This window comes from Streptomyces galbus (assembly GCF_005280195.1).
GTDB lineage: Bacteria > Actinomycetota > Actinomycetes > Streptomycetales > Streptomycetaceae > Streptomyces > Streptomyces galbus.
The window spans coordinates 143,321-166,982 of the sequence record NZ_SZPR01000010.1 but is presented as its reverse complement, the minus strand read 5'-3'; the positions used below and the strand labels follow the sequence as shown (position 1 = coordinate 166,982).

Below are 23,662 nucleotides of genomic sequence, written 5' to 3'. Positions count from 1 at the left end.
CTCCTCGTCGCACGCGGACGAGTGCCCACAGGAATGTGGTACCCCCACCGGAGCCGTTGTTCAACGGGAAGCCGGTGTCGCCCCGGCGCCGCGGGGCGTCCGGCGGTCAGCCGAAGCGCTCGACGCGGATGCGATCCACCGGCTGCCCGGCCGCCACCAGCAGGCGCGAGGCGTGCTCGGCGAACGCGTTCGACCCGCACACGTACGCCTCCCAGCCGCCGGCCGGACGCTCCGCCAGCACCGGCGCCAGGTGCGCGGCGCTCAGCCGGCCCACGGCCGTGCCCGCCGGCGCCCGGCGGGTGAAGACCGGCGTGGTCTCCGGGCCGTACTCGCCCGCGTAGATCAGCTCCTCGGGGGTGCGCGCGGACACCAGCAGCCGCAGCGGCACGTCCAGTCCGCGCGCCCGGTGGTGCCGGACCATGGACATCAGCGGCACGACCCCGGAGCCCGCGCCGATCAGCAGGGCGGGCCGGTCGCCGGGCCAGGCGAAGAACCCGCTCACCGGGCCGCGCACCTCCACCCGGTCGCCCGGCCGGGCCTCGGTGTGGAACCAGCCGGAGACCTCACCTCCCTCGACGTGGTCCAGGGTCAGCTCGATGTGGCCCGAGTCGTCGGGCGCCGAGGCGATCGAGTAGTGCCGCTGGGCCGTGTAGCCGTCCTCGGCGGTCAGCCGCAGCATCAGGTGCTGGCCGGGCAGGTGCCCCGGCCAGCCGGGCACCGCGAGCCGGAAGGTCGTCGCGCGGTCCGTCTCACGGCGGATCGCGCTGAGCGTGGCCGGCTGCCACTCGCCGGCCTGCGGCGCGTCCACGGCGATCCGGCCGGGCACGGCGAACCGGGTCGCGAGGGGAGCGGGGGCCCGCTCGGCGGCGGGGGCGAGGTCAGTCACCGGAGTACCTCTGCTCCTGCCAGGGGTTGCCGCGCGCGTGGTAGCCGTTCTGCTCCCAGAACCCGGGCTCGTCGTGGTCGAGGAGGCGCAGGCCGGCGATCCACTTCGCGCTCTTCCAGAAGTACAGGTGCGGCACCAGCAGCCGCGCCGGGCCGCCGTGCTCGGGCGGCAGGGGCGCGCCGTCGGCGTCGAAGGCGATCCAGGCGCGCCCGCCCCGCAGGTCCGCCAGCGGGAGACTGGTGGTGTACCCGGTGTGCGCGTAGGCCACGGCGTGCGTCGCGGCCGGGTCGGGCCGCACCGCGTCCAGGAACACGTCCAGGGACACGCCCGAGAACCGCACCCCGAACTTGGACCAGCTCGTCACACAGTGGATGTCGCCCTCGTAGACCGACCCGGGCAGCGCCCGTGCCTCGGCCCAGGTCCAGGTGCGCTCCTCGGCGACCAGCCCGTCCACGCGGAACGTCCACTCCTCGGGCGCGAGGTCGGGCGTCACCTCGGCGGACAGGACGGGCCAGTCGTCGCCCGCGTCGTACTGGCCCGGGGGGAGTCCGGGGTGCCGGGCGCGCGAGCGTCCGGTGAAGCCTCGCGTGACGTTCATACGGGGTGGTGCCTGCCTCGGTGACGACGGGTGCGCGCGGTGCCGCGCGCGGGGTGCGCCTTCCACCGTAAGGCCACGTCAGCCGTGCCCCCGACCCCGGGGGGACCGCGATCATTAAGGCGGTATGAACTTCCACGGGCGCGGGGAATAGCGTCCGGCCCGCCTCCCTTGCCCACTGGTGGCGGCCCCCGTCGGGCCGCGCGGACGAAGGAGAGGGAAGCGATGCCCAAGGCGTACGTCTTCACGCGGTACGGAGGCCCGGAGACCGAGGCGCTGATCGAGGTCGACCGGCCCCGCCCCGGCCCCGGTGAGGTGCTGGTGGCCGTGCGCGCGGCCGGTGTGAACCCGGTCGACTGGAAGCAGCGCACCGGCTTCCGGCGCCCCGGCGAGGACGGCGAGCAGACCTTCCCGGCCGTCCTGGGCAACGAGGTGGCGGGCGTCGTCGAGGAGACCGGCGAGGGCGTCACCGGCTTCGCACCCGGCGACGAGGTGTTCGGCACCGCGGTCGCCGGCGGCTACGCCGAGTACGCGCTCCTCGCCGCCGGCATCACCGCCCACAAGCCGGCCGGCCTGTCCTTCACCGACGCGGCCGCCCTCCCCGTCGCCGCCGCGACCGCCTACGACGGCGTCCGCCAGCTCGGCCTGCCCGCCGGGGCCACCCTGCTGATCACCGGCGCGGGCGGCGGCGTCGGCGTGGCCGCGACCCAGATCGCCCGCGCCGAAGACCTGCGGGTGATCGGCGTGGCGAGCGAGTCGAAGAAGGACTCCGTGGAGGCCCTGGGCGCCGTGCACGTGCCCTCCGGGCCGGGCTGGGCCGAGCGGGCCCGGGCCGCCGCGCCGGACGGCGTGGACGCGGTGTACGACCTGGTGGGCGGCGAGGTGCTGACCGAGGCGGCCGACCTGCTGACCGACCGGGCCCGGCTCATCACGGCCGGCGCGACGGAGGACGCGGTCCGGGCGCTCGGCGGTGCCCGTGTGGTCCGCGCCCGCACCGCCGCGGTCCTGGACGCCGTGGCGGACCTCGTGGTGCGCGGGGAGCTGGACCCCCTGGTCACCCGCACCTACCCGCTGGAGCAGGCCGGAGCCGCCCTGCGCGAGGTCGAGAACGGGCACGCGCACGGCAAGGTCGTCATCGAAGTGGGGGCGGACGCGTGAGCGCGGCGTCGCACGACCCGGGCGGGCGGCCGGCCCGGCACGTGCTGGACAACCCGGCGCTGGCGTCCCTCACCGGCCCGCACGCGCACTTCGCCGAACGCCGCGGACGGGTCCTGCGCTACCCGGTCGACGTGTCGCCGTGGCTGGCCCTGCCGGACGAGCCGGACGCCGACGACTGGGCGGACCTGGCCGCGCTGGCCGGGCCGGGCGCGGACATCCCGCTGCCCGGTTTCCGCGGCGCGGTGCCGGAGGGCTGGGAGATCACCTTCCGCACCGAGGGCGTCCAGCTCGTCGACGACGGCCTCGCCGCCGCGCCCGACCCCGAGGCGGTCCGCCTGGGTCCCGCCGACGTCCCCGAGATGCGCGACCTGGTCGCCCGCACCCGGCCCGGGCCGTTCGAGCTGCGCACCATCGAGCTCGGCACCTACCTGGGCATACGCCGGGAGGGCCGCCTGGTGGCCATGGCCGGCGAGCGCCTCCACCCGCCGGGCTACACCGAGATCAGCGCCGTGTGCACCGACCCCGCCGCCCGCGGGCAGGGCCTGGCGTCCCGGCTGGTCCTCGCCGTCGCCCACGGCATCCGTGAGCGCGGCGAGACACCGTTCCTGCACACCGGCGCCGGCAACACCGATGCCATCCGCCTCTACGAGTCCCTCGGGTTCCGGCTGCGCCTCAGGACTGTGTTCCTCGCGGCCCGCGCGCCGGAGCGGCTGGGGGAGGAGGACCGGGAGGCGGTGGGCGTGGCGTGACCGCGCACCCGGGCGCCTTCGGAGGGGCCTCGGGCCCTCCGCGAGGGACCCCGGGCGCCCGCCGAGGGAGCCGGGTGTCCCCTGAGGCACCCGGGTGTCCGGGCCTGCCCCGTGAGCGCACGGTGCCGGCTCAGTCGTCCTCGGCCGGACGGGCGTTGTAGCGCACCAGGTAGGCCGCGAACCTCTCCAGGTCCGCCGCGTCCCAGTCCGCGAGCCGCTCCCGGAAGGCCGCCCGGCGGCGCTCGGTGACCTGGGCGAGAGCGCTGCGGCCCGCCGCGGTGAGGTCGAGAACCTGCACGCGGAGGTCCTCCGGGTCCGGGCGCCGCTCGACCAGACCCGCGCGCTCCAGCGCGGACACCTGACGGCTGACGGTCGACTTGTCCAGGGCGTAGTGCGCGGCCAGGTCGGTCGCCCGGCAGCCGCCGCTCTCCTCCAGGTGCCCGAGGAGCGTGTACGACACCAGCGACAGCTCCGGGTGCATCCGGCCCGCCGCCGCCCGGGCCCGCCGGGCGAACACCGTCATCTCCCGCTGGATGACCTCCACGGCCGCCCCCGCGCCGTCTCCGCCGCGCCGACCCGTGCCTGACCGACCACTCATGGTTGCATAGTACAACTGTGCGGTGCCGCCCATCGGGCCGCCGGGGCAGGGCCGTTGGGCCGGGGGCGCTGGGGTAGGGTGACCGTCCGGTGGCGGATAGGCCGCGCACCGGTGGAACCGAGGAGGTGGGACCCATCACCGCAGTACCGCAGCGGGTGCTCCTCCCTCCGCACGGCCCGGAAGGCCGGCGCCAGGGACCGTAGGAGCGCCCTTCGCCCTCCGAAAGGCCCCACGGCTGTCATGCCACCCCTGTCACCGTCCCCCGCCCCCTCGCCCTCGTCCCACGAGGCCGTCGTCGCCGCGCTGCGTGCCGCCGGCTGCGTCTTCGCCGAGGACGAGGCCCGGCTGATCCTCGCCGCCGCCCGCACCCCCGACGAGGCCGCCGCCCTGGTCGCCCGGCGTGTCGACGGCGAGCCGCTGGAACTCGTCGTCGGCTGGGCCGAGTTCCACGGCCTGCGCGTCACCGTCGCCCCCGGGGTCTTCGTGCCCCGCCGCCGCACGGAGTTCCTGGTGGACCAGGCCCTCGTGCACGCCCCGCACGCCCGCGTGGTCGTCGACCTGTGCTGCGGCTCGGGCGCGGTCGGCGCCGCCCTCGCCACCGCCCTCGGCTCCGTGGAGCTGCACGCCGCCGACCTCGACCCGGCCGCCGTGGACTGCGCCCGCGGCAACCTCGCGGACCTGGGCGGGCGGGTGTACGAGGGCGACCTGTTCGGTCCGCTCCCGGACCGGCTGCGCGGGCGGGTGGACATCCTCGCCGCGAACGTGCCCTACGTCCCCTCCCGTGAGGTGGCCCTGCTGCCGGCGGAGGCCCGCGACCACGAGCCGCTGGCCGCGCTGGACGGCGGTGGCGACGGCCTCGAGGTGCTGCGCCGGGTGGCCGCCGGCGCGTCCGGGTGGCTGGCGCCCGGCGGTTGTCTGCTGGTCGAGACGAGCGAGCGCCAGGCACCGGCCGCCGTGGAGGCGTTCACCGCCGGCGGCCTGACGGCCCGCCTCGCGGTGGACGACGACCGCTGGGCCCACGTGGTGGTGGGCACGCGCGCGCACTGACGTCAGGTGGCCGCGCCGCTGCCCGAGGGCGCCGGTGAGGGCGTGCCGTCGTCGCCCCACCGGTGCCCCGGGCGGTCGCCGAAGGGACCGTGGCCGTGCCTGCCGTCCTTGTCGCCGTGCTCGCCGTGGTCCCCGTGGTCGTCGCGCTCGGTGAAGGTGCCGGAGAGCACGCGGTCGGCGGTCCTCGTGTCGCCGTCCCGGGTGCCGACGACCAGGACGCTGTCGCCCTTCTTCAGGGCGCCGGCCCCGGTGGCGGAGCCCCCCTCCCGGCGGACGGTCGTGTCCTTGCCGACCGTCCAGGTCCACGAGGCGCCGTCCTCGCTCTTCACGGTGACCCGGCCGCCGTCCGTTCCCTCGACGGTGCCGCGCTGCCAGGTGCGGACGATCCAGTCGCCCGAGTCCGGGTCCTTCACGGTCGCCTCGCCGTGCACCCCGTTCCCGCCGAAGCCGGACCACGGCCCGCGCCCGTGCCGGTCGGGCGACGGCGCCGAGGAGGAGCCCGGGGCGGCCGGTGCCGTGCCGCCGCCGGAGCCGCCCGACGTCGCGGCGTAGGCGACCGTGCCGCCCAGGCCGAGCACGGCGACCGTGGCGGCCGCGACCACCGCGCGGCCCCGCCGCGAGCCGCCCCGCCACCGCCCCGACGGCGAGGGGCGCCCGGGCGGCCCGGAGGCGAGCACCTCCGCCCCGGGCGGCACACCACCACCGCCCTCGTCCCGGGCACCGCCGCTGCTGTGCTCCCGCTCCGGCTCCTGCATCACGGCTCACCTTCCTCGGCCCGACGACACGGCCCACCCCTCCCTGTGATTGTCCGGGCGGCGGGGTAAGGACGACGTAACAAATGCCTGTGAACCGGACGCACCGCGAGGGCCGCTCCGTCCGCGTCAGCCGCGCTCGCGGGCGCGGGCCACGAGCAGGGCCACGTCGTCGTGGTTGTCGGGCTGGTGCAGCGTGCGCAGGAGCAGGTCGCACAGCTCCTCCAGCGGCCGGCCGGGCCCGTCCAGCAGGGCGAGCAGGGCGTCCAGCCGCTCGTCGAGGGAGTGCCGGCGGGTCTCCACCAGCCCGTCGGTGTACAGCACCAGCCGGTCACCGGGGGCGAAGTCGACGGTGGTCGTGGCGAACGGCACCCCGCCCACCCCGAGCGGCGCCCCCGTGGGCAGGTCCAGCAGTTCGGGCGCCCGGCCGGCGCGCAGCCGCACCGGCGGCAGGTGACCGGCGTTGGCGATCCGGCACTGGCCCAGCTCCGGGTCGTGGACGACGTAGACACAGGTGGCGATGGAGTGGTCGAGGCCGGAGGTGATGCGGTCGAGGTGCTCGAGCAGCACGGCCGGATCCAGGCCGAGCGAGGCCAGCGTCGTGGTCGCGGTGCGCAGCCGGCCCATCGTGGCGGCGGCGTCGATGCCGCTGCCCATCACGTCGCCGACGACCAGCGCGGTCCGCCCGCCGTCCAGCGGGATCACGTCGAACCAGTCGCCGCCGACCTCGATGGTGGCCCCGGCCGGCTGGTAGCGGGAGGCCACCTCCAGGCCGCCGGTGACCGGCGGGTGGCTGGGCAGCAGGCTGCGCTGGAGGGTGAGCGCGGTGGTGCGGGCGTTCTGGTACCAGCGGGCGTTGTCGATCTGCACGGCCGCGCGCGCCGCCAGTTCCCGGGCGAGCAGCAGGTCGTCCTCGGTGAAGGGCTCGGGGTTGACGGTCCGCTTGAGGTCCAGGGCGCCGAGCACCTCGCCGCGTGCGATGAGCGGCACGGCCAGGTAGGAGTGGACGCCCGACCGGCGCAGCAGCACGGCCGCGTCGGGGGAGCGGGCGATGCGCACGTAGTCGTCGTCGGCCACCTCGGGCACCAGCACCGGACTGCCCGTGCGCACGCACTCGGTGACCAGCCGGTCGGGTCCGTAGCGGGCGACCTGGCCGGGCGGGTCGGCCGCGGCGAGCGCCTCGGGGGAGGCGTACGCGCGCACGGCCAGCGCGCGGATGACGGCCGACTCGGTCGGTCCGAAGGTCCCGGGACGGCCCGCGACGACCGCGTCCAGCAGGTCCACGGCGGCCACGTCGGCGAGTTCCGGCACGGCCACGTCGGCCAGCTCGCGGGCGGTGCGCTCCAGGTCGAGCGTGGTGCCGATGCGGGCCGAGGCGTCCGCGATGAGGGCGAGGCGCCGGCGGGCCGCCTCGGCCTCGACGCCGGCCCGGTGCTGTTCGGTGACGTCCACGACGGACACCGCCACGCCCAGCACGGCGCCGCGGGCGTCCTCCAGCCGGTACAGCGACATCGACCAGGCGTGGTCCTCGTCCGGGTCCGCCGGGGTGCGCCCCACCGTGGCGCGGTCGACGACCGGCTCACCGGTGCGCAGCACCCGGCGGGCCGCCTCCTCCAGGGCGTCGGCGTCCAGCAGGGGCACCACCTCGCGCAGCGTGCGGCCCAGGTGCGCGTCGGCCGCGACGCCGTCGATGCGCTCCAGCGCCGGGTTGACGGACACGTACCGCAGGTCGGTGTCGAGGACGGCGAGCCCGACCGGTGACTGTGAGACCAGACGGGTGGAGAGCGCGAGGTCCTGCTCCACCTGGCGCAGTGTCGGCCGGTCGGCGGCCAGGCCGAGGGCGTAGACGTCGCCGTGGTCGTCCAGGAGCCGCATGTTGCGGAACTCGATCAGCCGGGTGCTGCCGTCCTTGCGGCGGATCGGGAAGGCGCCGGCCCAGCTGCGGCCGGTCTCCACGACGTCGGCGAACAGCTTCACGACCAGCTCGACGTGCCGCTCGTGCACCATCACCTGCGCGGCGTAGCGGCCCAGCGCCTCCTGCGCCGGGTAGCCGAACAGGGCCTCGGCCTGGGGGCTCCACAGCACGATGCGCCCCCGCGCGTCCAGGACCACCGAGGCCACGTTCAGGACGTCGAGGAGGCCACCGGGCCGTATGGGGCCGCCGGCCGCCGCCGGTTCGGCTGCACTCATGCCACGCACCGCCTCCGCACTGTCGCCGCGGCACGCCGTCCCCCGTGCCGACTCCCCCTGTTCTACCGCGCCCAACCCTGTTCTCCCATGCCTTGCGTGCCGTCCTCCATCCTCCCCCGGGACGAGGACGGGCGCCGTTCGCCGATCGGACCGCCCGCGTCCACCCGGTTGGTCTGTACATGACTACCGAACACCGCCAGACTGTGCGCCGACCCGCGCCACCCACCCCCCTGTCGAGGAGTCGGCCCATGCCCCTGCGCCCTGCCCGCCGCCGCCGTCGTCACGCGGCCCGCACCGCGCTCGTCGTCCTGGCCACCGCGGCCGCCGCCGCCCTGTCCGCGGCCCCGCCCGCCGCGGCGGCGGACACCTGGACCGAGGTCGGCTCCGACCGCGCCGACCCGCTGACCGAGAGCCAGGGCCTGACCTCCGTCGAGGTGCCGGCGGGCAGCCCCAACCGGTACACCGGCATCGGTACCATCCCGGTCGGCCTGTCGGTCCGCGGCTGGAACCACGTCGGCGACCCCGACGCCTCGTACAACGGCTACTACGTCGAGCCCTACCAACAGGACTCGGGCACCTCGAAGATGTTCCGCGTGCAGGCGCCCGGCGGCGGCTGGTCGGAGTACGTGCACGCGCTCAGCCCCGGCGAGGCCCTGAACAACTCCTGGGTGGCGATCTCGCCCGACGGCCAGTGGATGCTCGCGGGGGAGTGGGGCACCATGACGCGGCTGCTGGTCTTCCCCACCCCCGGCGTCAACGCGGGCACCTCGCCGTCGGCGAACCTGCCGCAGGCGTCCACGGTCCGCCTCGACCACGCCGTCCGCGACGTGCAGGGCTGCGACTTCTCCGGCCCGACGACCCTGCTGTGCTCCTCCGACGACCCCGAGGGGTCCCTGTTCGGCATGACCAAGCCACTGCTGCAGGTCGACCTCTCGGCGCAGCCCGGCTCCTCGGACGTCACCGGGCACGTCACGGCCCTGCGCCAGCTTCCCCTGCGCAGCGGCTGCTCGGGCGGCTTCGAGGCCGAGGGCATCGACTACGACCGCCGCACCGGCACCCTGCGGGTGATCGTGGTCTCCCCGGGCTTCTGCGTCCTCACGGACAGCAAGACGTACCGCTTCACGCGCCGCTGACCCCCGGGCGGCCAGGGCGGGCCGAACCCTCGGGCTCCCGGCGCCCGGCCCGCCCGCCGCCCCGGACACGGCGCGGCGCCTTGCCCGCCGGCCGGCCGGCGGGCATCCCGTGGCTGGCCGGCCCCGGCCTCTCGGCCCTCCGGCCGTCCCGCACCCGGCGTCGGCCTGTCCTCCGGAGCTGATGCCGCTCGGTGCCGTGCCCGGGCACCGGCGGGCCCACGTCACTTGGTCGACGGGCTCTCCCGCGCCCCGCGGCGTCCGGCGTCCGGCCTGTGCCTCCGGCGCGGACGCGGCTCGGCGCCGAGCGCGCTCTTCCGTCGGGCCGTCCCCGGCGCCCCGGACCGAAAAGTGCCGCGTCCGGGGGATGCGGTGCCGCTCGTGGGGAACTCGCGGTGCGCGTCACCGTCACGAGAGGAGCGTTCACGATGGACCGCGAGCGATCGCACGAGGAGTCCGTCTCCGTCGAGATCAGCGGATGCAGCAAGGAGGACGCCCGGGTGGTCTTCGACGCGCTCTGCGCGTGCTTCGAGTCCGACCGCTGCTCCGAGGATGTGCCCGAACAGCTGCACGAGTCGCGCCCCATGGTCTGGCTCGGCACCTTCGAGGTCAGCGAGGCCCACGAGTTCCCGCCGCCCGCCCGGCTCTCGTCCACCGTCACGGCCGACGCGCAGGGCGGCTACTGGGCCATCGAGCAGCTCCGCAAGGTGCTGGACGCCCAGTTCAGCGTGCGTGACGTGAGTCACTCCTCCGGTGACCAGGAGAAGGAGCTGCACGTCCTGCTGGAGAGCAAGTAGCCCCACGCCACGGCCCCCGGCACGGCCGCCGGCGGCTCGTCCGGCGGACAGGACCGGTTCTGCAACTAGTTGCATAAAGCTTCGGGGTCCTCTACAACAGGGTCGACGACACCCTGCACGGAGGGCCCCGATGAGCCGTTACCCCCACCTGTTGAGCCCCCTCGACCTGGGCTTCACCACGCTGCCCAACCGCGTCCTGATGGGCTCGATGCACGTCGGCCTGGAGGAGGCCGAGCGCGGGTTCGAGCGCATGGCGGCCTTCTACGCCGAGCGCGCCCGCGGTGGAGTGGGCCTCATCGTCACCGGCGGCATCGCCCCCAACGACGAGGGCCGCCCCTACGAGGGCGGCGCCCGCCTCACCACCGAGGCGGAAGCCGAGCAGCACCGCGTCGTCACCGCGGCCGTGCACCGCGAGGGCGGCCGGATCGCCCTGCAGATCCTGCACTTCGGCCGCTACGCCTACCACCGCGACCTCGTCGCCCCGAGCCCCCTCCAGGCGCCGATCAGCCCCTTCGTGCCGCGCGAGCTCGGCGACGCCGACATCGAGCGCACCATCGACGACTACGCCCGCACCGCCCGCCTGGCCCGGCAGGCCGGCTACGACGGCGTCGAGATCATGGGCTCCGAGGGTTACCTCATCAACGAGTTCACCGCCCGCCAGACCAACCACCGCACCGACCGCTGGGGCGGCTCCCACGAGAACCGCACCCGCTTCCCCCTGGAGATCGTCCGGCGCGTGCGCGAGGCGGTCGGCGAGGACTTCATCGTCGTCTACCGGCTCTCGATGCTCGACCTCGTCCCCGGCGGCTCCACGCTCGAGGAGGTCGTCGACCTCGCCAAGGCGGTCGAGGCGGCCGGCGCAACGATCATCAACACCGGCATCGGCTGGCACGAGGCCCGCATCCCCACCATCGCGACCTCCGTGCCGCGCGGCGCCTACACCTGGGTGACCCGGCGGCTCATGGGCGAGGTGTCGGTGCCGCTCGTCACCACCAACCGCATCAACACCCCCGAGGTCGCCGAGCAGTTGCTCGCGGACGGGGTGGCCGACATGGTGTCGATGGCCCGCCCGATGCTCGCCGACCCGGCGTTCGTCGCCAAGGCCGCCGCCGGCCGGCCCGAGGCCATCAACACCTGCATCGGCTGCAACCAGGCCTGCCTCGACCACACCTTCAGCGGGCAGATCACCTCCTGCCTGGTGAACCCCCGCGCCTGCCACGAGACCGAGCTGGTGCTCTCCCCGACCCGGTTCAGGAAGCGCGTCGCCGTGGTCGGCGCCGGTCCCGCGGGCCTGGCCTGCGCGGTCTCCGCGGCCGAACGCGGCCACGACGTCACCCTGTTCGACGCCGCGAGCGAGGTCGGCGGGCAGCTCAACGTCGCCCGCCGGGTGCCGGGCAAGCAGGAGTTCGACGAGACCCTGCGCTACTTCCGCCACCGGCTCGCCGAGGAGGCCGTCGACGTCCGCCTCGACACCCCCGTCACCGCCGCCGACCTGGCCGGCTACGACGAGGTCGTCGTCGCCACCGGCGTCACCCCGCGCACCCCCGAGATCCCCGGCGTCGACCACCCGAGCGTCGTCGGCTACCTGGACGTGCTGCGCGGCGACGCCGAGGTCGGCAAGCGCGTCGCCGTGCTCGGCGCCGGCGGCATCGGCTTCGACGTCGCCGAGTTCCTCACCGACAGCGGCGACGGCGCGAGCGAGGACCCGGCGACGTACTTCCGCCACTGGGGCGTCGACACGGACTACCGTGCGCCGGGCGGCCTCGCCGCACCCGAGCGGCCCGCCCCGCCGCGCTCGGTCCACCTGCTGCAGCGCAAGACCACCAAGGTCGGCGCCGGGCTGGGCAAGACCACCGGCTGGATCCACCGCACCGAGCTCAAGCACCGCGGCGTGACCATGGTCCCGGGCGTGCGCTACGACCGCATCGACGACGCCGGGCTGCACATCACCGTCGGCGAGCGGAGCACCGTCCTGGAGGTCGACACCATCGTGCTGTGCACCGGTCAGGAACCGCGCCGCGACCTGTACGAGGAGCTGCTGGCCGCCGGCCGCACCCCGCACCTCGTCGGGGGCGCCGACGTGGCCGCCGAACTGGACGCCAAGCGCGCGATCAAGCAGGGCACCGAGGTCGCGGCCGCCCTGTAGGGCCGGTCCGTGCAGCGGCCGTCCCTAGGATGAGGCCATGTCACTCCCGCACGCGATCCTCACCGCCCTGCTCGAGAAGCCGTCGTCGGGGCTGGAGCTGACCCGCCGGTTCGACCGGTCGATCGGGTACTTCTGGTCGGCCACGCACCAGCAGATCTACCGCGAGCTGGGGAAGCTGGAGTCCGACGGCCTCATCCGGGCCCTGCCGTCCGAGCAGCCGGCCCGCGGGCAGAAGAAGGCCTACGAGGTCCTGCCCGCCGGCCGCGCCGAACTGGCCCGCTGGACCGCGGCCGGGCAGGACCCCAAGCCGCAGCGGGACGCGCTGCTGCTGCGGCTGCGCGCGGCCGCCGTGGTCGGCACCGCGGGCCTGGAGGCCGACCTGGGCCGCCACCTCGACCTGCACCGGCGGCAGTTGGCCGAGTACGAGGAGATCGAGCGGCGCGACTTCCCGCCCGGCCGGGACGGCCCCGAGGACCGGCTGCGTCACCTGGTGCTGCGCGCGGGCATCGACCTGGAGACCTTCTGGACGCGGTGGCTCGCCCACGCGCTCGCCGAGGTCGCCGGCCTGTCCGAGGTCACAGGCGGTACGGCTTCGAGCGACGGCGCAGGAACCACGCCGCCGCGATGACACCCGCGCCCACCAGCGTGCCGCCGGCCGCCAGGGTGACGGTGCCGTAGTCGCGGACGGAGCCGCCCGAGCCGCCCATCACCCCGCGCGAGGCCGAGGCCGTCGGCGTGGGTGTGCGGGTGACGGGGGCCGACACGATGACCGACTGGGTGCCGGCCGTGGTGCCGTTGGCGCAGGTGACGATGACGCTGTAGGTGCCGGGGCTGACGTTCGACCAGGCCGCCGACTGGCTGACGGAGGTGCCCGACAGGGCCACCTGCCGCCCCTGCGCGAACGACGTCTGACCGCTGCTGAGCAGCGAGCCGGTGCCCCAGGTGCCGTTGGTCTGGGTGGTGCAGGCGCTGGTGACCACGGAGACGGTGGTGCCCACCGTGCTCACGGAGATCCCCTGCGCCCGGGCGGCGGCCGGGCCGGCGGTCAGGGCGAGGGGCAGCGCGGCGGCGGCTGCCACGGTGAGTGCGGAGCGGACGAGAAGACGTGAGTCGGTCATCGGATGTCCTCCGGCGGCACGGTTGGCGGTACATCCCTTGCGCCGCCGAGGATCGGGTACGCCCGTGCTGCCTCGGTGCCAGCCAACGGTGCCGTCCGCCCTCCCGCACCCGGACGGCACCCGGCCGGGTGACGGACCCGCTCCGGCGGACCGGTGCGGGCCGGTCAGCCCGCGCCGGGTCCCGTGGTCCCGGTGGTCACCGAGCGCTCGGCCGACAGGGCGCCCCAGGTGCCGTCGGGCAGCCGTGCCCGCAGCCGCACCCGCACCGTCCGCCCGGTCTCCTCGCCGAGGTAGAAGCTGTAGGAGGCCGTGTCGCGGGGCGCGGCGCCGCCCCACACGAGCGAGGTGGCACGGCGGCCGTCGAGCCGGATCTCGTACTCGGTGACCGGCCCGTCCACCCGCGGCGGTACCCAGGCCAGGTCGAGGTAGTACGCCCCGTCCGCCCGGTGGGTGGTCGCGCGGAAACCGGCGGGCGCGGTGTCCCGGTCGGCGGCGCCGGTGCCGGGCGGGGTCGTCAGCCGGACGGCGGGCCCGGCGGCGGAGACGTTGTCGGCGGCGTCCCTGGCCCGCACGGTGAAGGAGTAGCGGGTGCCGGGCCGCAGCCCGGTGACGACGGTCGCCGTCTGGTTGCCGCCGACGCTGTGGATCCTCGTGCCGCCCTGGCAGACGTCGTACGACACCACCGCGCGGTCGTCGGTGGCGGCGGACCAGGACAGCTGCACGGCCGTCGCGCCCACCGCGCGGCCCTCGACCCCGCCGGGCCGGGTGGGCGCGGCGCGGTCGGCGGCCGTGGCCGCCGGCGTGGTGGCGCGCACCTCGCGGCTGGGCGGGCCGAGCCGGCCCCCGCCGTCCCGGGCGCGCACGGTGAAGGCGTACGCGGTGCCGGGGGTGAGCCGTACGACGTCGACCATGTGGACGGAGCCCGGCACCTCGCGCACCTTGGCGGACCCCTCGTAGACCTCGTACGCCCTCACACCGGACGTCGCGCCGACGGCGTTCCACATCACGTGCACGCTGGTCGCGCTGCCCGCCGCCGCGGTCACCCCGGTGGGCGCCCCGGGCGCCGAGCCCTCGGCCGCGGTGCCGTCGCCGTTCGCCGACGCACAGCCGCAGCCGAGCGCCAGCACCCCCGCGAGCATCGCTGAGTACGGCCCTACGCGTCGCACGGCCTCGCCTCCCGGCCCGGAACGGCGGCAATGGTCCGGACCAATATGCCGCGATGATGCGAACACATCAAGAGGGCGTGGCGTGGCGGGCCGGCGTTGGTGGTCACCCGGGAGGGTTACGTATGCTGAGGGTCCCACGGGCGAACTCCCCCCGCAGCACTGGGGAGTTCGTGCCGATGGCGCGGACCGCTGTCGTCGCTGATCCCGCGCCGAAGGGCGGCCGGGCGGCCGGCGTCCCCGACGGGCGCCGGCGCCCGCTCCCTGTCACCGCGTCAGCACCCTGCTCCGTACGGCCCCCTTCGGATGGCCCGGTAGGGCGACCCCCACGAGATTGGGCTGAGTGCTCGTCACCTCCCCCATGAGAGGGTCCCTTCCGTGCGTGCCCAGTCGTTGACCCTGGCCGTGGCCGGCCTCGCCCTGATGGCCCCGGCCTTCCCGTCCTCCGCCGCCTCCCCGACGGCGCCGCCGCCCCTGGGCGGTCCGGCACCGCGGCACGGGGGCGCGGTCAGCGCGGCGGACCTCCTGGCCAGGGTGCGCGACTGCACACCCGTCTCCCAGGGCCGCTACCGCACCGACCACGACACGCCCGCCACCGTCCCGGTGTGCGCCACGGGCGGCGTCGTCTTCTGGAAGGCCGACCTGGACATCGACTGCGACGGCCGCCCGGGCCGGCACTGCAACGCCCGCACGGACCCCCTGTTCGCCCCCGGCACGGCCTTCCAGCAGTCCGACGGCCGCGACCTGAGCGCCGAGACCCTGCCGTACGTCGTCGTCCCGGCGCCCAGCGACATCTGGGACCACCGCCGCGACGGGGTGCACGGCGGATCGGTCGCGGCCGTCGTCTACGGCGACCGTGTCCAGTACGCGGTCGTCGGTGACGTCGGCCCGGACGACATCATCGGCGAGGCGTCCTACGCCACCGCCGTGGGCCTCGGCATCCGCCCCGACCCGCACGGCGGCGGCACGCCCTCCGGCGTCACCTACATCGTCTTCAGGGACTCCGAGGTCAAGCCCATCGAGGACCACGCGGCCGCCGTGGCCACGGGGGAGCGCCTCGCCCGCCTCTTCGTCCGCGGCGACACCGCGAACGGTGCCACGGCGACGCCCGACGGACCCGCGGCCCCGGCCGCGACCACCACCGCCGGGTCGGACGACCCGCCCGGGGAGGCGGCGTCGGACGGGACGACGGACCCGGCCGAGGAGTCGGCCGACGCCCCGTCCGACGAGGAACCGGACGGGCAGGGCGCGGATACCGAGGGCGGGCAGGAGGAGTAGCCGACCCCCTCAGGTCTTGCGGTAGGTATACGCCTCCGCGGCCGCCGCCTCCACCGCGTCCAGGTCGGCGCCGGTGGCCGCCGTGACGACCGCGGCGACCGCGCCCTCGACGAACGGAGCGTCGACCAGCCGCGTGTCGCCGGGCAGCTCGTCGCCCTCCGCGAGCAGCGCCTTCACGGTCAGGACGGCGCTGCCGAGGTCCGTGAGGACGGCGATCCCCGCGCCCCGGTCCACCGCGGCGGCGGCCGCCGCGATCAGCTCGGCACTGGTGCCGAGGCTGCCGCCCTCGGTGCCGCCGGCCGCGGCGACCGGGACGTCGGGGCCGCCGCCCGTCAGCCCCCGGGCCAGCTCGGCCACGGACTCCGCCACGGCCGCGCTGTGCGAGACGAGGACGATGCCGACCAGCCTGTCGTCGCTCATGGCGGCCCTCACTCCCCGTCCGTGCCGGCGTCAACGAGCGCGGCGATCAGCAGGGCCGCCGAGGTGGCCCCTGGGTCCTGGTGCCCGATGCTGCGCTCGCCGAGGTAGCTGGCCCGCCCCTTGCGGGCCTGCAGCGGCGTGGTGGCCTCGGCGCCCTGCTCGGCGGCGGCCCGGGCGGCGCCGAACCCGTCCGCGAGGGCGTCGACCGCCGGGACCAGCGCGTCGATCATGGTCTTGTCGCCCGGCGCGGCACCGCCGAGCTGCATCACGGCGTCCACGCCCGCGCGCAGCGCCTCCGCCAACTGCTCGGGGCCGACCTCGGGCGCGTCGCCGAGCGCCTTGCCGGTGCGGCGCAGCAGCGTGCCGTACAGCGGCCCGGACGCGCCGCCGACCGTCGAGATGAGCTGGCGCCCGGCGAGGATCAGGACGGCGCCCGGTGTGCGCGGGGCCTCCTTCTCCAGCGCCGCGGTGACCGCGGCGAAGCCGCGCCGCAGGTTGCTGCCGTGGTCGGCGTCGCCGATGGGCGAGTCGAGGGCGGTGAGCCGCTCCGCCTCGCGGTCGACGGACGCGGAGGTGGCCGTCATCCAACGGCGGAAGAAGTCGGCGTCCAGCACGGTGTCTCCTTGCGTGTCGGGTGCGTACGGGTGCGGGTCGGTGCGGTGGCGGGCCGGGGCCCTCACCGGCCCCAGCGCAGCCCGGGCGTGCTCACCGGGGCGTCCCAGAGCCGCAGCAGCTCCTCGTCGACCTGGCACAGGGTGACGGACGCGCCGGCCATGTCGAGGGAGGTCACGTAGTTGCCGACGAGCGTACGGGCGACGGCCACCCCGCGCTCGGTGAGCACCCGCTGCACCTCGGCGTTGAAGCCGTACAGCTCCAGCAGCGGGGTCGCGCCCATGCCGTTGACGAGCACCAGGACGGGGTTGCGGGGCGTCATGTCGTCGAGGATCGCCTGCACGGCGGCGTCGGCGATCTCCCGCGAGGTCATCATCGGCCGCCGCTCGCGCCCCGGCTCGCCGTGGATGCCGACACCGAACTCCAGCTCGCCCTCGGGCAGGTCGAACGTCGGGCCGCCCTTGGCGGGCGTGGTGCAGGCGCTCAGGGCGACGCCGAAGCTGCGGGAGTTCTCGTTGACCTGCCGGGCCACCGCCTCGACCCGCTCCAGCGGCTGTCCCTCGTCGGCCGCGGCCCCGGCGATCTTCTCGACGAAGAGGGTGGCTCCCGTACCGCGCCGCCCGGCCGTGTACAGGCTGTCGGTGACCGCCACGTCGTCGTCGACGAGCACCTTGGCGACCTGGATGCCCTCGTCCTCGGCCAGCTCGGCGGCCATCTCGAAGTTCAGCACGTCGCCGGTGTAGTTCTTGATGACGAACAGCACCCCGGCACCGCTGTCCACGGCCGCCGCGGCCCGCACCATCTGGTCGGGCACGGGGGAGGTGAACACCTCGCCGGGACAGGCCGCCGACAGCATGCCGGGCCCGACGAAGCCGCCGTGCAGCGGCTCGTGCCCCGAGCCGCCTCCGGAGACCAGGGCCACTTTCCCGGCGACCGGCGCGTCCCGCCGTACGACCACGCGGTTGTCCACGTCCACGGTCAGTTCCGGATGGGCGGCCGCCATGCCCCGCAACGCGTCGGCGACCACGGTCTCGGGAACGTTGATGAGCATCCTCATGAGTACCTCCGAGGGGGCTGGGCGGGTGGCCCTCCGGCCTGCCTCGCGGCCGGTCGGGGGAGGGGGTGGTCGTGGGTGCGGCGGACGGTCGGGGACGGGTGACCCCCTGGAGGAAGTATCGACCTTGTGACGGCGAAGGTCACGTCCGTCGGGAACCATCCAGGGGGAACACCGTCGGGTGGGGGGAGCGTCGCGTGCGATTCCGCCGGGGGCGCGCGCGGGTGGGTACGGCGTCGAGCGATCACACCGGGGGGCCTGCTGAAGGAAACGCCCCCGGGGCGGGCGGGCCCCGTCCGCGGTCACCCTTCGGCGGCCGCCCCGGGAGCCCGGCGCACGCCGACCGCGGCGACCAGCGCGCCCAGCACGCACAGCACGCCCGCGACCAGCACGGAGGTGTGCACACCGTTCATGAACGCCTGGTGGCTGCCCTCGACGACCGCTGTCCGCAGCTGTGCGGGCAGGGCGTCCGGGACGGGCGCGACACCCATCGCCACGGCGTCCTTCGCCTCGCCGAGCCCCGCCGCCGCGTCGGCGGGCACCCCGGCGGAGGTCAGTTCGCCGGTGAGGGTGGAGCCGACCCGGCTGCCGATGAGCGACACCAGCACCGACGTGCCGAGCGCGCCGCCGACCTGCAGGGCCGTCGCCTGCAGACCGCCCGCCACACCGCCGTCCCGGACGGGCGCGTTGCCCACGATGGCATCGGAGGACGACGACATCACCATGCCCACGCCCAGCCCGAGCGCGATGAACGGCGGCCACATCAGGGCGTACGACGAGTCGGCGGCCCAGCCGAGCATCACGAAGCAGGCCACCGCCTGCAGCGCCATGCCGAGCGGCATGGTGAACCGCGGCCCGAACCGCTCGGTGAGGGCCGCGCCCAGCGGCGAGGCCACCACCGAGGCCAGGCTCAGCGGCAGGGTGCGCACCCCGGCCTCGACCGGGGAGAACCCGCGCACGTTCTGCAGGTAGAGCATCACGAAGAAGATCACACCGAGCAGCACGAAGAAGTTCAGCGCGGTGATGACGGTGCCGATGGTCAGCGCCGGGTTGCGGAACAGGCGCGTCGGCAGCAGGGGAGCGGCGGCCACCCGGCTCTCGTACAGGCCGAAGGCCACCAGCACCAGCACGCCCGCCCCGATGGCACCCAGGGTGCCGCCCGAGGTCCAGCCCCAGGTCTCGCCCTTGACCACGCCGAACACGACGGCGAGCAGCCCCGCCGCCAGCAGCACGACCCCGGCGAGGTCGAACCTCTCGCCCCGGGCCGCGGTGTTCCTGCTCTGCGGCAGCACGAGGGCGCTGAAGACCAGTGCGGCGACGGCGATGGGCGCGTTGATGAAGAAGACCGACTCCCAGTCGACGTGCTGCACCAGCAGCCCGCCCACGATCGGACCGAGGGCGGTGGAGACGGAGGAGACCATGGCCCAGATGCCGACCGCCATGCCGAACTTGCGCGGCGGGAACACCGCCCGCAGCAGACCGAGGGTGTTGGGCATCAGCAGCGCGCCGAAGAAGCCCTGCACCGCGCGGAAGGCGATGACGCCCGTGATGGACCCGCTCAGCCCGATGGCGACGGACGCCACGGCGAACCCGGCGACGCCGACCAGGTAGAACGTCCGGCGCCCGAACCGGTCACCCAGCTTGCCGCCGAGGATGAGTGCGGCGGCCAGCGCCAGCAGATAGGAGTTGGTGACCCACTGGAGGTCGGCGGTGGACGCGCCCAGGTCGCGGCCGATCTCGGGGTTGGCGATGGAGACGACCGAACCGTCGAGACCGACCATGAAGAGGCCGAACGCGACGGCGATCAGCGTCAGCCAGGGGTTGGCCCGCAGGCCGCGGGGCTGGTCCGGGGGAGCGGCGACGGAGGCCGCCGGCGTGGAGGAGTGGATGTCCACGGAGGGCATGGAAGTGCCTGTCCTTCGTACGTGCGCCTGCCCGGGACCGGCCGGCGGGCGACGGCGGACCGGCGCGCCACAGGGGGCGCGCACGACGACGCATCGCCGACGCCGGAGGGGCCGGAACAGGGGAAGAGGGAGAGAGGGGGAGAGGGGGAACGTGGGGAGGCGACCGCGGGGCCGCACGCACCGCCCCCGGGCCCTACGACGGGCCCGGCGCCGCGCTCAGTGAGCGGCGGTGGGGGTGGTGACGGCGGGGGCGGCGGGCAGGTGCCGGCCCAGCGCGTTCAACGCGCCCAGCGCGGAGCCGAGGGCGTCCAGCTCGCCCTCCGTCAGGGCGCGCAGCGCACCCGTCAGGTGGCCGGCCATCAACTGCCTGACCTCGCCGAGGCGCTGCCGGGCGACCGGCGTGAGGTGCAGGTGGGCGACGCGCTTGTCGGAGGCGTCCTGCCGGCGCTCCAGCAGACCCTGCTCGGTGAGCTGGGTGACCAGGGCGCTGACGTTGTTGGGCTTCATCAGCAGCGCCTCGGCCGCCGCCCGGACGGTCACCCCGTCGTGGTCGCCGACGTGCCGGAGCAGCGCGAGCTGGGCCTCGGAGGGCTTGGGGTGCGGATACACCAGATCCACCTGCCGCTCCAGGGCCCGCCCCAGCGCAGGCAGGCACGCCACGAGGCCGGCGGCCACGCGGTCGAGGTCCTGCGCGGACGCGCTGTGCGGGGGCATGACGGCGAGCTTAGGTACGGCCGGATACCTATGTCAACATAGCTAGATGGCGGAGGGCTGGCCGGCTGGAGAACGGCTGGACGTGGTCAGGCGCCGGTCGGTGAGCAGTCGACGCCCGGGACCGGCGTGGCCTCCGCGGGGGCGTGGCCGGACGGGGAGGCGGTGCTCCCGTCGGCCCCGCGCGCCATGTGGACTCGCAGCAGCCCCTCGATGCCGCGCAGCAGGGTCTCGCCGGCCGCCACCGGGTCGCCGAGGTACCCGGCGCTCATCGCGCCGTCACGGAGCATGACGAAGTGGCGTCCGGCGTGATCGGCCTGTACGGGGGTGATGTCGGCGAACAGTTCCGTGATCGTCCGCAGGAACCACTCGCGGTGCTGTACGACGGCGCGGTGGACCGGGTGGGCCGGGTCGGGGAACTCCGCTGCCGCGTTGAGGAAGGCGCACCCGCGGTAACCGGGCGAGCGGATCTGCTCGACCAGGGATGCGCCGATGCCCCGCAGGATGGCGTCGGTCGGTACGTCCGCGGCCGTCAGGGAGTCGATCTGGGTGCGGATCGCCTGGTCGACGCTTCCCAGGTAGGCGACCGCGAGGTCCTCCTTGCTGCGGAAGTGGCGGTAGAAGGTCGCGTTGGTGACCTTCGCCTCGGCGACCAGGCGGTCGACGCCCACGGTGTGGATGCCCTCGGCGTAGAAGAGCTGTCCGGCGGTCCTCAGCAGCCGCTCACGGGCCTCGGAGACCCGCCTGCCGGTGCCTGCCCCGGCTTCCGTCCTCGTCATGCCGACCATCGTAGCGGGTAGAACGCTCTCTCTTGTCACGAAGGGGAAGCTGTGCCAGGCTGCGGCCAAGAAGTAGAGAGACCGTTCTCTCTACTCACACCGCCCGATCAGTCGTCGGAGGACCACCCATGACATCCACAGCCCCCGCTCCCGTCCCCGCCTCGGCCGAGTCCGTCGGAGCGAAGCCCGCACTTCGCCGGCTCTACGTCATCCGCTGCGTCTTCGCCCTCGCATGGGCGGCGCTCCTGCTCCTGAGCGGCTCCGAACTCACCACCGGGGTCAAGCTGCTGCTGGCCCTCTACCCGGCGTTCGACGTGGCCGCGGCCGTGGTGGACGCCAGGTCGGCACGTGCCGCCGGGCCGCTCAAGGGCCTGTACGCCAACATGGCCGTCAGCGTGCTCGCCGTGATCGGGGTCGCCGTCGCGAGCACCTCGGGCGTCGCCGACGTGCTGCGGGTCTGGGGCGCCTGGGCGATCGTCTCCGGCCTGGTCCAGCTCCTCGTGGGCCTGGCACGTCGGTCGATGGGCGGCCAGTGGGCCATGATCCTCAGCGGCGGCATCTCCGTCCTCGCCGGAGCGAGCTTCATCCGCAGTGCCACCCAGGACGACCCCACGCTGACGGCCCTCGCCGGCTACGCCACGCTCGGCGGCATCTTCTTCCTCGTGTCAGCGGTCCGCCTGTCCCGCTCGGTCCCGCGGGAGCCATAGAGCCGGGCCGGCAGGCGGTTGTGTGTCCGTCAGGTACGACGACCGGAGCGGTGGATGTCGACGAGGCGGGCGAAGCTCGCCCGCCTCCTGAAGGACACCCTCAACTCGTTCCGGGCCCTGCTCCGGGACGGCCGGAGCGCCGTGGTTCAGCCCGTCGGCTGGGTGAAGCGGATGCTGTTGCCGAACGGGTCGCGCAGGCCGCAGTCGATGCCGTACGGCTGCTCGGTGGGCTCCTGGGTGAACTCCACGCCGCGGTCGCGCAGCGTCTCGTAGGTCTTGCGGCAGTCGTCCGTGCTGAAGATGAGGTGGCCGCCGGTCGCCCCCTTGGTGAGCAGTGCGCGGACCTGCTCGGCCGTCTCCTCGGACAGGGCCGGCGGGCCCGGCTTCTCCAGCAGAATCTGGCGCTCGGGGTGGCCCGGCACACCGACCGTCAGCCAGCGCATGAAGCCGAGATCGGCGTCGGCGGTCACCTCGAGGCCCAGCTTGCCCACGTAGAAGTCGAGGGCCTCGTCCTGGTCGAGGACGTAGATCTGTGAGTGCGTGATCCCTGTGAACATGGGCGCCACGCTAGTGCTCCCGGGCGGGGAAAACTTCTCCGAAACCGCCGAGTCGGGAAGGGCGGGGAGTCGTCCGGCGCCGCACTCGGGTCAGCTGCCGGGGACCGCCCCGGGGCGGCTGTCGGACGGGCGCGTCCAGGCCATCGTGAAGCACGTCGGCACGTGCACGGGCACCGCTGCCGACCTCGCCGCCGCGGTCTCCTTGCGGTACGCCCGCGGGGAGCGGCCGACGATGTCACGGAACGTCCGGCTGAACGTGCCCGGGCTGCTGAAGCCGACCTCGAAGCAGATCTCCGTGACCGGGCGGTGCGTCTCCCGCAGCAGGAACATCGCCCGCTCGACGCGCCGGCGTTGCAGGTAGCGGTGCGGCGTCTCGCCGAAGGTGGCCCGGAAGGTGCGGGTGAAGTGCGACTCGGACACGTGCGCGATCCGGGCCAGCGCGGGGACGTCGAGGGGCTGCGCGTAGGCGCGGTCCATGGCGTCCCGGGCCCGGAGCATACGGCGGTGGGTGTCTTCGACGGCGCGGCTCACGCCGCCATCACACCACGCCGTCATCCATCACGGCGGCGCTGTCACGCGGCGGTCGGCCGTCGGACCCGCGTGCTACCGCCCGGCGCGCGTCCCCGAGCCGCCCCGCGCCCCCTGCTACGAAGACGACCCTCGCCCCAGCCGCCCCCAGCCGTCGCCGAAGCACCCGGCAGCGCCACCGGAACCGACGTCCGCGCCACCGCGACCACCCCCGCCGCCCCCGGGAAGACCCTCCGCACCCCCCGCCACGGCACCAATCTTTAACGGTTCTTTTTCTTGAACCGTTCGTGTTTATGTGGAAGGGTCGCGGGCATGACCGCACCCCAGTCCCCGTCCACCGCCGACGAGTTGCGCGGTGCCGGCCTGCGGGTGACGGCCGCCCGTGTCGCGCTGCTCGAGACCGTCCGCAAGGGCGACCACCTCGGTGTCGAGGCCATCGCCACCGGTGTGCGCGAGCGCGTGGGGCACATCTCCGTCCAGGCCGTGTACGAGGCGCTGCACGCGCTCACCGCGGCCGGACTGATACGCCGGATCGAACCGGCCGGCAGCCCCGCCCGGTTCGAGGGCCGTGTGGGCGACAACCACCACCACGTGCTGTGCCGCGCGTGCGGTGCCGTCGCCGATGTCGACTGCGCGGTCGGCGACGCGCCCTGCCTGACCGCCTCCGACGCCCACGGTTTCGCGATCGACGAGGCCGAGGTCATCTACTGGGGCCTGTGCCCCGACTGCTCCACCGCCCACCGCTCCTGAGCACAGTGATCCACCCAGTTCGGAAGGAATCCC

The 23,662-nt window shown here is 74.9% G+C and carries 25 protein-coding genes; 10 read left to right on the top strand and 15 right to left on the bottom strand.

What is annotated here, in order from left to right:
- Positions 1-106: 106 nt before the first annotated feature.
- Together E4U92_RS09065 and E4U92_RS09060 are read right to left on the bottom strand one after the other, a co-directional pair.
- Positions 107-826 carry a ferredoxin reductase gene (locus E4U92_RS09065; RefSeq protein ID WP_137300134.1) on the bottom strand — a complete coding sequence of 240 codons (720 nt, stop codon included), beginning with the start codon at positions 824-826 and terminating at the stop codon, positions 107-109.
- A gap of 52 nt (positions 827-878) precedes the next feature.
- Complete coding sequence (locus tag E4U92_RS09060; RefSeq protein WP_137299783.1) at positions 879-1,484, bottom strand: sulfite oxidase-like oxidoreductase; 606 nt, start codon at positions 1,482-1,484, stop codon at positions 879-881.
- 222 nt (positions 1,485-1,706) lie between these two features.
- On the opposite strand from E4U92_RS09060, the gene E4U92_RS09055 reads away from it, so the two are divergent.
- Together E4U92_RS09055 and E4U92_RS09050 are read left to right on the top strand one after the other, a co-directional pair.
- On the top strand, positions 1,707-2,639 hold the full coding sequence (locus tag E4U92_RS09055; protein ID WP_137299782.1) for an NADP-dependent oxidoreductase: 933 nt from the start codon (positions 1,707-1,709) through the stop codon (positions 2,637-2,639).
- Positions 2,636-3,388, top strand: coding sequence for a GNAT family N-acetyltransferase (locus E4U92_RS09050; RefSeq protein ID WP_137299781.1), 753 nt, complete (start codon positions 2,636-2,638; stop codon positions 3,386-3,388). Before E4U92_RS09055 ends, E4U92_RS09050 begins: the two co-directional genes overlap by 4 nt.
- A 130-nt stretch (positions 3,389-3,518) precedes the next feature.
- On the opposite strand, the gene E4U92_RS09045 is transcribed toward E4U92_RS09050, so the two are convergent.
- Positions 3,519-3,986 carry a MarR family winged helix-turn-helix transcriptional regulator gene (locus E4U92_RS09045; RefSeq protein ID WP_137299780.1) on the bottom strand — a complete coding sequence of 156 codons (468 nt, stop codon included), beginning with the start codon at positions 3,984-3,986 and terminating at the stop codon, positions 3,519-3,521.
- Between the two features lie 240 nt (positions 3,987-4,226).
- Between E4U92_RS09045 and E4U92_RS09040 the strand changes: the two genes are divergently transcribed.
- On the top strand, positions 4,227-5,033 hold the full coding sequence (locus tag E4U92_RS09040; protein ID WP_137299779.1) for a putative protein N(5)-glutamine methyltransferase: 807 nt from the start codon (positions 4,227-4,229) through the stop codon (positions 5,031-5,033).
- 2 nt (positions 5,034-5,035) lie between these two features.
- On the opposite strand, the gene E4U92_RS09035 is transcribed toward E4U92_RS09040, so the two are convergent.
- Both E4U92_RS09035 and E4U92_RS09030 read right to left on the bottom strand, forming a co-directional pair.
- A complete protein-coding gene (locus E4U92_RS09035; protein WP_137299778.1) occupies positions 5,036-5,788 on the bottom strand; it encodes a hypothetical protein in 753 nt (250 codons plus the stop codon).
- A 126-nt stretch (positions 5,789-5,914) separates the two neighbouring features.
- The gene (locus E4U92_RS09030; RefSeq protein WP_174863765.1) at positions 5,915-7,975 is read right to left on the bottom strand and encodes a SpoIIE family protein phosphatase; all 2,061 of its coding nucleotides are present in this window, start codon (positions 7,973-7,975) and stop codon (positions 5,915-5,917) included.
- Positions 7,976-8,223: 248 nt separating this feature from the next.
- Here E4U92_RS09030 and E4U92_RS09025 point away from each other — a divergent pair, with 248 nt between their 5' ends.
- From E4U92_RS09025 to E4U92_RS09010, 4 genes are all read left to right on the top strand, one after another.
- On the top strand, positions 8,224-9,108 hold the full coding sequence (locus E4U92_RS09025; RefSeq protein ID WP_137299777.1) for a hypothetical protein: 885 nt from the start codon (positions 8,224-8,226) through the stop codon (positions 9,106-9,108).
- A 425-nt stretch (positions 9,109-9,533) separates the two neighbouring features.
- Positions 9,534-9,902: a hypothetical protein gene (locus E4U92_RS09020; protein ID WP_137299776.1), complete on the top strand. Its 369-nt coding sequence runs from the start codon at positions 9,534-9,536 to the stop codon at positions 9,900-9,902.
- Positions 9,903-10,032: 130 nt separating this feature from the next.
- Positions 10,033-12,048 (top strand): NADPH-dependent 2,4-dienoyl-CoA reductase, encoded by a 2,016-nt coding sequence (locus E4U92_RS09015; protein ID WP_137299775.1) that lies wholly within the window; start codon positions 10,033-10,035, stop codon positions 12,046-12,048.
- 37 nt (positions 12,049-12,085) lie between these two features.
- Positions 12,086-12,676, top strand: a complete 591-nt coding sequence (locus E4U92_RS09010) for a PadR family transcriptional regulator (RefSeq protein WP_137299774.1) — start codon at positions 12,086-12,088, stop codon at positions 12,674-12,676.
- Here E4U92_RS09010 and E4U92_RS09005 read toward each other — a convergent pair.
- The gene (locus E4U92_RS09005; RefSeq protein WP_137299773.1) at positions 12,624-13,166 is read right to left on the bottom strand and encodes a hypothetical protein; all 543 of its coding nucleotides are present in this window, start codon (positions 13,164-13,166) and stop codon (positions 12,624-12,626) included. The two genes, E4U92_RS09010 and E4U92_RS09005, sit on opposite strands and share 53 nt — an antisense overlap.
- 164 nt (positions 13,167-13,330) lie before the next feature.
- On the bottom strand, positions 13,331-14,305 hold the full coding sequence (locus E4U92_RS09000; RefSeq protein WP_137300132.1) for a fibronectin type III domain-containing protein: 975 nt from the start codon (positions 14,303-14,305) through the stop codon (positions 13,331-13,333).
- Between the two features lie 402 nt (positions 14,306-14,707).
- Between E4U92_RS09000 and E4U92_RS08995 the strand changes: the two genes are divergently transcribed.
- A complete protein-coding gene (locus E4U92_RS08995; protein ID WP_137299772.1) occupies positions 14,708-15,607 on the top strand; it encodes a glycoside hydrolase family 75 protein in 900 nt (299 codons plus the stop codon).
- 9 nt (positions 15,608-15,616) lie between these two features.
- Here the strand turns inward: E4U92_RS08995 and E4U92_RS08990 are convergent, their stop codons facing one another.
- The 6 genes from E4U92_RS08990 to E4U92_RS08965 form a co-directional block, all read right to left on the bottom strand.
- Positions 15,617-16,027 carry a PTS-dependent dihydroxyacetone kinase phosphotransferase subunit DhaM gene (locus E4U92_RS08990; RefSeq protein WP_137299771.1) on the bottom strand — a complete coding sequence of 137 codons (411 nt, stop codon included), beginning with the start codon at positions 16,025-16,027 and terminating at the stop codon, positions 15,617-15,619.
- An 8-nt stretch (positions 16,028-16,035) separates the two neighbouring features.
- A complete protein-coding gene (gene dhaL, locus E4U92_RS08985) occupies positions 16,036-16,641 on the bottom strand; it encodes a dihydroxyacetone kinase subunit DhaL (RefSeq protein ID WP_137299770.1) in 606 nt (201 codons plus the stop codon).
- A gap of 62 nt (positions 16,642-16,703) precedes the next feature.
- Positions 16,704-17,696, bottom strand: coding sequence for a dihydroxyacetone kinase subunit DhaK (gene dhaK, locus E4U92_RS08980; protein ID WP_137299769.1), 993 nt, complete (start codon positions 17,694-17,696; stop codon positions 16,704-16,706).
- A gap of 299 nt (positions 17,697-17,995) precedes the next feature.
- Positions 17,996-19,597, bottom strand: a complete 1,602-nt coding sequence (locus tag E4U92_RS08975) for an MFS transporter (RefSeq protein ID WP_137299768.1) — start codon at positions 19,595-19,597, stop codon at positions 17,996-17,998.
- A 216-nt stretch (positions 19,598-19,813) separates the two neighbouring features.
- Entirely contained in the window at positions 19,814-20,311 is a 498-nt protein-coding gene (locus E4U92_RS08970) for a MarR family winged helix-turn-helix transcriptional regulator (protein WP_137299767.1), read from the bottom strand.
- Between the two features lie 86 nt (positions 20,312-20,397).
- A complete protein-coding gene (locus E4U92_RS08965; RefSeq protein WP_137299766.1) occupies positions 20,398-21,096 on the bottom strand; it encodes a TetR/AcrR family transcriptional regulator in 699 nt (232 codons plus the stop codon).
- A gap of 119 nt (positions 21,097-21,215) precedes the next feature.
- Here E4U92_RS08965 and E4U92_RS08960 point away from each other — a divergent pair, with 119 nt between their 5' ends.
- Positions 21,216-21,794, top strand: coding sequence for a hypothetical protein (locus E4U92_RS08960; protein WP_137299765.1), 579 nt, complete (start codon positions 21,216-21,218; stop codon positions 21,792-21,794).
- 146 nt (positions 21,795-21,940) lie between these two features.
- Here E4U92_RS08960 and E4U92_RS08955 read toward each other — a convergent pair whose 3' ends face one another.
- Positions 21,941-22,351: a VOC family protein gene (locus E4U92_RS08955; protein WP_137299764.1), complete on the bottom strand. Its 411-nt coding sequence runs from the start codon at positions 22,349-22,351 to the stop codon at positions 21,941-21,943.
- A gap of 90 nt (positions 22,352-22,441) precedes the next feature.
- On the bottom strand, positions 22,442-22,882 hold the full coding sequence (locus E4U92_RS08950; RefSeq protein ID WP_174863763.1) for a helix-turn-helix domain-containing protein: 441 nt from the start codon (positions 22,880-22,882) through the stop codon (positions 22,442-22,444).
- Between the two features lie 309 nt (positions 22,883-23,191).
- On the opposite strand from E4U92_RS08950, the gene E4U92_RS08940 reads away from it, so the two are divergent.
- Complete coding sequence (locus E4U92_RS08940) at positions 23,192-23,629, top strand: Fur family transcriptional regulator (protein ID WP_137299762.1); 438 nt, start codon at positions 23,192-23,194, stop codon at positions 23,627-23,629.
- The last annotated feature ends 33 nt before the right edge of the window (positions 23,630-23,662 follow it).